Origin of the sequence: Streptomyces sp. NPDC002044, assembly GCF_040296725.1 — a bacterium.
Lineage (GTDB): Bacteria > Actinomycetota > Actinomycetes > Streptomycetales > Streptomycetaceae > Streptomyces > Streptomyces antarcticus.
Window position 1 is genome coordinate 1 of the sequence record NZ_JBEOXU010000319.1, and the last position, 1,669, is coordinate 1,669.

Consider the following 1,669-nt stretch of genomic DNA (forward strand, 5'->3'; position numbering starts at 1 on the left):
CTCATCGAGCCGATCCCGACGACGGACAGGAACTTGGTGGCGTACGCGTCGGAGACGGTCACCGCCCCGCACCGGCGGGTCCCGCGGCCCCGCCCCCGGGGGCCGGTCCGGCCGGGGTGCCGGCCAGCGCCTGCGCGAGGCGGCGGGCCTCCGTCGTACCGCCCAGGATCAGGACGTGACGCTCCGCGCGACGGCCGGGTCCGGGGCCGGGACCGGCGCCGGGATCAGCAGGCATGCCGGTCGCGCTCGGGGGAGTACAGGTGGCTGTCGCGGAACTGCTCCGCGCCCAGCGTGCGGCCCACCAGGATCACCGCGGTCCGCACCAGCCCCGCCGCCTTCACCTGGTCGGCGATGTCGGCCAGGGTGCCGCGCAGGACCAGTTCGTCGGGGCGGCTGGCCATCGCCACGACCGCCGCCGGGCACGCGGGTCCGTAGTGCGGCAGCAGCTCGTCCACGACCCGGTCCACGTACCGGGTGGCCAGGTGGAGGACCAGCAGCGCGCCGCTGCGGCCCAGCGTGGCCAGGTCCTCGCCCGGCGGCATGGGGGTGGCCTGCTGGGAGACCCGGGTCAGGATCACCGTCTGCCCGACCGTGGGGACGGTCAGCTCCCGCTTGAGCGCGGCCGCCGCCGCGGCGAAGGCCGGTACGCCCGGGACGACCTCGTACGGGATGCCGGCCGCGTCCAGCCGGCGCATCTGCTCCGCGACCGCGCTGAAGATCGACGGGTCGCCGGAGTGCAGCCGTGCCACGTCCAGACCCGCCGCGTGCGCGCGGACGCACTCGCCGACGATCTCGTCCAGGTTCAGCCGCGCGGTGTCGACCAGCCGCGCGCCCTGTGGGCACTCGGCCAGCAGCTCGCGCGGCACCAGGCTGCCCGCGTACAGGCAGACGGGGGCGGCGGCCAGGGTCCGGGCGCCGCGCACCGTGATCAGGTCGGCGGCGCCGGGGCCCGCTCCGATGAAGTACACGGTCATGACCGCTCCGTCTCCTTGGTGTCCGCGGACGCCGCGGCCTGCGGGGTCCTTACCGTCTCCGCCGTCTCCGCCGGCTTCGTCACCGACCACTGGGTGACCGCCATGGCCTGCCGCCAGCCCGTGAAACCGCCGACCGGCACGGCGTGCGCGACGGCGAGCTTCACCAGGTCACCGCCGTGCCGCCGGTGGCGCTCGGCGAGGACCGCCTCCGACTCCAGGGTGACGGTGTTGACGACGAGCCGGCCGCCCGGGGCCAGCGCCGCCCACACCGTGTCGAGGAGTCCCGGCGCGGTCAGGCCGCCGCCGATGAACACGGCGTCCGGTGCCGGGAGTCCGGAGAGCGCGTCCGGCGCTGCGCCGACGACCACGTGCAGGCCGGGGACGCCGAGCGCCGCCGCGTTGCGCGCGATGCGCTCCGCCCGCTTCGGGACCCGCTCCACCGCCACCGCCCGGCACGCGGGGTGCGTACGCATCCACTCGATGCCGATGGAGCCGGAGCCGCCACCGATGTCCCACAGCAGTTCCCCGGGGGCCGGGGCGAGCGTGGCCAGGGTCGCCGCGCGGACGTGCCGCTTGGTGAGCTGCCCGTCGTGCTCGTACGCGGTGTCCGGCAGGCCGGGGGTCGCCGATGAATTCATAGGCGTCGGACTTCGGCATGGCGGTGATCCACAGGACCACGTAGCGCGTATTGACCG

The 1,669-nt window shown here is 75.7% G+C and carries 3 protein-coding genes; all 3 read right to left on the reverse strand.

The features are described 5' to 3' along the window. Window positions 1-58: 58 nt before the first annotated feature. Window positions 59-235, reverse strand: coding sequence for a hypothetical protein (locus ABT106_RS31900; protein ID WP_351284539.1), 177 nt, complete (start codon window positions 233-235; stop codon window positions 59-61). After that, window positions 225-974, reverse strand: coding sequence for a precorrin-4 C(11)-methyltransferase (gene cobM / locus ABT106_RS31905; protein WP_351284542.1), 750 nt, complete (start codon window positions 972-974; stop codon window positions 225-227). Before cobM ends, ABT106_RS31900 begins: the two co-directional genes overlap by 11 nt. Beyond that, window positions 971-1,669: precorrin-6Y C5,15-methyltransferase (decarboxylating) subunit CbiT (gene cbiT, locus ABT106_RS31910; protein WP_502979545.1), on the reverse strand; the 699-nt coding region annotated here is incomplete at its 5' end. The genes cobM and cbiT, both read right to left, overlap by 4 nt.